We start from the raw sequence: 5829 nt of genomic DNA, 5'->3' as shown, positions 1-5829 counted from the left end.
AATGCTATGGGTTTTCTTATCGGTAAGCGTATTCTGGTGACTGGCGTTGCCAGCAACCGTTCAATTGCATATGGCATCGCTCAGGCTATGCACCGTGAGGGGGCGGAGCTGGCTTTCACTTACCAGAATGACAAATTGAAATTACGGGTGGAAGGATTTGCTGCCGGTTTCAATTCCAGCATCGTGCTGCCGTGCGACGTGGCGGAAGATGCCAGTATAGAAGCGCTGTTCACCCGTCTAGCCAATATCTGGCCGACGTTTGACGGTTTCGTACATGCCATCGCTTATGCCCCCGGCGACCAATTGGACGGCGATTATGTGAACGCCGTGACTCGCGAAGGTTTCGCCATCGCGCACGATATCAGCTCCTACAGCCTCGTCGCCATGGCAAAAGCCTGCCGACCAATGCTTAATCTCAACGCTGCTTTGGTGACGCTGACCTACCTGGGCGCAGAACGCGCCATCCCCAACTATAATGTCATGGGCCTGGCCAAAGCCTCTCTAGAGGCCAATACCCGTTATATGGCCAACGCTATGGGGCCGCAAGGTGTGCGTGTGAATGCCATTTCCGCGGGTCCTATCCGCACTCTGGCCGCATCCGGCATCAAGAACTTTAAAAAGATGCTGTCCTACTGCGAGTCGGTGATACCAATTCGCCGCGCAATAACCATTGAGGACGTCGGCAATGCCGTTGCTTTCCTGTGCTCCGATCTGTCGGCTGGCATCACCGGCGAGGTGGTGCATGTGGATGGTGGCTTTAATATCTCCGCCATGAACGATCTTGACCTAGATTAATCGCTTCGTGGGTCGGAAGTTCGGCCCCTTTCCTAGAAAGCGCGCCGACATCGGCGACAATCTTGGCCAAGCTGAGTGAATGTGTATAGTGTCAGAAGTATTCATTACACGCTTCATCGGCGTATTAGAAAAATGAACCGATAGCCTTCTACACTCGTCACGTTTTAACAAGGCTGGCAGAGGGAGAAATTTGAAGAAAGCATACGAGCACTTGTACTTGGTACAGTGAAACTCAGGCCCTAGAGATCGACTTACACCTGCTATCCCGGAGTATTTCATAAAAGGGTAGGTTATGGGCTGTACACGGTAGTTATACAGAAGTCATTAATAATTTAACATAATATGTATTATGCGTACTCACTATTTTGATAGTATCACTTTTATGTAATTTAGCTGGTTCATAACCGAAGGTCTTGCAGAGTCACCTAAGATAGCAAAAATAGAAAAAACGGAAACGGAGTAGGAAATTCCAATAAAATGGTAGATAAAAATGAAATGATAGGTGAATAGGTAAAAAAGACGTTTTCTCATTATATTATATCACTTTAGTATATAACATACTAATTGTTTTTAACATCAGCCTATAAAGGCTATAGTCGTATTAGAAATTTTCCTCTTAATAAGAGGTGACTACCTAGCTATATATAACATTCTCATTACAATTAAAATACAAACAATACAATTCAGAAAAATGCCATTTAGATTAACATGGAGGCTGTTTAATTTGTTTTTATGACCGACTTGTTAGGGAGATATTGAAATTAGGGGGTGTGGATATTATCTCCAGGAAAAATGTAAAGGAAGCTAGGACGTCAACGCCTATTGGGAGCCCAGTACCTCCCACTTTTTGGACCGCTGCACGGGGCGTTTGCTGCTAGTGCCCTACCATATGATGAATTTTCCACTTATCATATAAGTAAGAAGGATGACAGGACGAATAAGTCAATGTTGTTAACCGCTTGGCTTGCTCGTGCTTCTCGGTGCGCAGGCCGCGTGTAAAAACGTAAAAGCGAACATAGCCCAGAAGATCATCACTAACGGCGTACTAGAATTTATTTTCACTCTTGATATTATTAATAAATATCAATATGATTGATCCGAAGTTCAGGTATTAGAAGCACTGCGAAAACAATGCGCAGAAAATCATCTACACCCGCCACGGGGATGGCGGGCCAAACACGCGCTAACCTTCCTGCCGCGGACGCAACCCACGTGGCACCAGGCCAGCGGTGATAAGCGCGCAGAGTGCGATAAGCGATGAGATCCAATAAACCCCATGCATTGATACCGCCACCTGCTGCGCCATGTGCGCCAGCCCTGGGCCGCTTTGACCGTGATGGGCGATGAGATGTTGTACGGGATCGTCAATCCCTGGTAGCCGCCGCTGCAAATTCCTATTTAGCGTGGCGCCCATTATCGCTGTGCCCAGAGCAGATCCTACCATACGGGTAAAGACGGTTGAGGCGGTGGCTATACCGCGAATCGCAAACGGTGCCTCGTTTTGTACCGAAACTAGAAAAGTAGTATTGCTCATGCCCATGCCCAAACCGATGACAAACGACGCCAACCTGGCGGCAGCAATACTGCTCTGGGCATCCAGCCGCAGCAACAATAGACTGCCGGTCACGAGCAAAATCGCGCCGCACAACGCCATAAGACGGTAAGAGGTATGTATCATCAACCTGCCGCACAGCGTGCTCGCCAGCGGCCAGCCTAAAGACATTACCGCCAGAGTCCAGCCCGCCTCAATGGTACTTCCACCCAGCACCGCCTGAATATAGGTGGGTAAAAACGCGGCGATACCCATCATCGCCGCGCCGATAATCAGTCCACCGACGTTGCCGGCAACAATAATTTTGCTTTGCCACAGTGCCAGCGGGAACAATGGCGCGGGGATGCGTCGCTGTTCCCGCACCAACAGTACGGCGCTGATAACAGATAGCACGAGCAGTCCCACTCGCCAGCGACCCAATTCATCGCCTTGCAACAGGGCGATGAGCAGACAACCGATCGCTAGTATCATATAGGTGATACCGGCCACATCTAGCGACGGCTCGTCATGCCGGCTTGGCGCTGCCGGGAGATAGCGCGCTAGCAACCCCGCTGAGATAATACCCAGTGGGACATTGACCCAAAACACCCCTGACCAGTGATAATGCCGGACGATAAATGCACCCATTAGCGGACCGATAATGGCGGATACCGCCCAGATGCTGGAAAGATAGCCCTGCAAGCGCGCACGTTCCTGCTGATTGTAGACATCGGCGATGATCGTAGTAGTGAGCGGCACGATAGCGCCCGCTCCCAGCCCCTGTAGTGCACGAAACAAAACAAGCGCTGGCATGTGGCTCGCAAAACCGCACAGTATAGAACCGCTAAGAAACAGGGTGGTGCCGACAAAAAACACTGGTTTTCGGCCAAACATGTCCGCCAGGCGGCCGTAAATTGGGATGGAGATGGCCTGTAACAGCAGGTAGACGGAGAATACCCAGCTCAGCATCGGGAAACCCCCGAGGCTTGCGATAATATCCGGCATGGCGGTGGCGACGATAGTAACTTCTACCGCTGCCATAAACATGGCCAGTATACAGGCAAGAAGTATACGACCGCGCTGCAATGGCGCAGAGGTTGACGCCGGCGTCTGGTGCATAGTTCGCCGATTATAGCAGCTGGCTCCCTGAGAGGACAACCAGGCATTTACCAGCAAGGGATACCAGTTTGTGCTCGCCGTTTCAATAAATTTAGCTAGGCTAGCCTCGCTTTGCACCGGCAAACGCTCGCAGATACCTACTCGGAATAGGGCCGATAGTTGTTCATAATCGCACATCAGCCGCAATTTTACTTGTCCACTACCACTGTATCGGCCAGATATAGAAAGGTGCCGCAGCTCGCAGTTCACGGTATCATGACCTACCGCCTCTCCGTCAAAACAACCGGAGGTGGCATCCGTGTCAGTGACAATCAATCTTATGTTTCAAAATGAGAAAGTAAGTTAAATAAGTCTGCCCTTCTCCGCCTATCGTGCTCTGCCACACGCAGCAGGGAGACGCGGCGCTGGGGGAATTGCTAGTTATGGCCGCTGCACTATCTGCCAGAAACATGTGCTAGCCGCACCGCCGCCCGTCGTTTTCTGATTGAACGGCTGCATCTTTTCGTAACCATAAGGCGAGCCCCTGCTTATGGCCCTCATTATCGCCAGTTTTATGGACCTGACACAATCAACTTTTAATGCTGCCGACCATGTCTTCCGGTCGTACCCATTCATTAAACTGCTGCTCCGTCACATAACCCAACTTCAGCGCTGACGCCTTAAGCGTCAGCCCCTCTTTATGAGCTTTCTTGGCGATTTCCGCCGCCTTATCATAGCCGATATAGTTATTAAGAGCCGTCACCAGCATCAGTGATTTATTGAGCAACTGATTGATACGATCGCGGTTTGGTTCGATACCTACCGCGCAGTGATGATTGAAGCTGTAGATACCGTCCGCCAGCTGGCGCACTGATTGCAGGAAATTATGGATAACCATGGGGCGGTAAACGTTTAACTCGAAATTACCGGAGGCGCCGCCGATATTCACTGCCGTGTCATTTCCCATGACCTGGCAACACAGCATGGTCATCGCTTCGCATTGGGTCGGGTTGACTTTGCCTGGCATGATGGAGCTGCCTGGCTCGTTTTCTGGAATACTCAGCTCGCCGATACCACAGCGAGGACCGGACGCAAGCCAGCGCACATCGTTGGCGATTTTCATCATCGACGCCGCCAGCCCTTTCAGAGCACCATGACCGTAGACTAGGGCATCACAGGTCGCCAGGGATTCAAATTTATTAGGTGCGCTGACAAACGGCTGTCCAGTCAGTTCCGCCAGCGCTTTCGCCACACGTACCGCATATTCTGGATGGGTGTTAAGACCGGTACCCACTGCGGTGCCACCCAGCGCCAGTTCGCATAGATGCGGAATGCTCTGCTCAATATGCCTTACGCTGTGCTCAAGCATCGCTACCCAGCCGGATATTTCTTGCCCGAGCGTTAGCGGCGTGGCGTCCTGCAGATGGGTACGGCCGATTTTTATGATATCGTTAAAGGCGGCGGCTTTGGCTGCCAAGGTTTTCTTTAATACCGCTATCTGCGGCAATAGATGTCCGCGCACGGCGATAACCGCGGCGACGTGCATCGCTGTTGGAAAGACGTCATTGGAGCTTTGGCTTTTATTAACATCGTCATTAGGATGCACCAGACGCCCATCGCCACGCTCTCCGCCGAGCAATTCACTAGCGCGGTTAGCCAGGACTTCGTTCATGTTCATGTTGCTTTGCGTACCGGAGCCAGTCTGCCATATGGCCAGCGGGAATTCGTCGGGGTGTTTGCCGGCCAAAACTTCATCCGCTGCGCTGATGATGGCTTGCGCACGCTTGGCCTCAAGCAGGCCCAGATCCTGATTGACCTGCGCCGCGGCGCGTTTGGTTTGCGCCAACGCGCTAATTAATTCCGGAGGCATTTTTTCGCTGGAAATCGGAAAATGCTCCAGAGAGCGTTGCGTTTGCGCGCCCCAAAGGTGTTCCGCAGGGACGTCAATCGACCCCATTGAATCTTTTTCTACACGAGTGACTGCCATTATAACCTCCTGGTATTCATCCTAAAGATCGCTAATCGCCCCTAGATGCTTACTTCTATGCCCATGGCATTAGTAGTATAGTCCCACACAAACGCCTACCATTATGCGATCAGTGAGCGATATTACAATACAAATCAATAAATTATTGACGGTAATGATCATGGAAAAGATGATAAATACTCTCCAGCATTACACCTGGGGCAGTAAAGACGCCCTAACCCGACTTTACGGCATTACCGATCCCAATGGCCGGCCAATGGCGGAGTTATGGATGGGCGCCCACCCCAAAAGCAATTCTCGCGTTCAGGATGCGCAGGGAAATGAAATAGCGTTGCACACGCTCATTACCTGCGATCCGCAGGGTATACTGGGCCGGGCGGTGGCGGAGCGTTTCGGGGAGTTGCCCTTTTTATTCAAG

General features: G+C 51.2%; 5 protein-coding genes. 3 read left to right on the top strand and 2 right to left on the bottom strand.

What is annotated here, in order from left to right:
- Nucleotides 1-6 precede the first annotated feature (6 nt).
- Nucleotides 7-795 (top strand): enoyl-ACP reductase FabI, encoded by a 789-nt coding sequence (fabI, locus tag BG74_RS03830; RefSeq protein WP_066596536.1) that lies wholly within the window; start codon nt 7-9, stop codon nt 793-795.
- A 970-nt stretch (nt 796-1765) separates the two neighbouring features.
- Entirely contained in the window at nt 1766-1891 is a 126-nt protein-coding gene (locus BG74_RS19475) for a DUF1161 domain-containing protein (RefSeq protein ID WP_369678499.1), read from the top strand.
- An 87-nt stretch (nt 1892-1978) separates the two neighbouring features.
- Here BG74_RS19475 and BG74_RS03820 read toward each other — a convergent pair whose 3' ends face one another.
- Nucleotides 1979-3445, bottom strand: a complete 1467-nt coding sequence (locus BG74_RS03820; RefSeq protein ID WP_066596721.1) for an MDR family MFS transporter — start codon at nt 3443-3445, stop codon at nt 1979-1981.
- A 568-nt stretch (nt 3446-4013) separates the two neighbouring features.
- Nucleotides 4014-5411 carry a class II fumarate hydratase gene (gene fumC, locus BG74_RS03815; RefSeq protein ID WP_066596715.1) on the bottom strand — a complete coding sequence of 466 codons (1398 nt, stop codon included), beginning with the start codon at nt 5409-5411 and terminating at the stop codon, nt 4014-4016.
- 160 nt (nt 5412-5571) lie between these two features.
- Between fumC and BG74_RS16510 the strand changes: the two genes are divergently transcribed.
- A partial coding sequence (locus BG74_RS16510) for a type I phosphomannose isomerase catalytic subunit (RefSeq protein WP_369678498.1) occupies nt 5572-5829 on the top strand: 258 nt, incomplete at its 3' end.

It is taken from the genome of Sodalis-like endosymbiont of Proechinophthirus fluctus, assembly GCF_001602625.1.
In the GTDB taxonomy this organism is placed as follows: domain Bacteria; phylum Pseudomonadota; class Gammaproteobacteria; order Enterobacterales; family Enterobacteriaceae.
The sequence above is the reverse complement of the archived record's forward strand: the minus strand, read 5'-3'. Positions and strand labels throughout refer to the sequence as shown.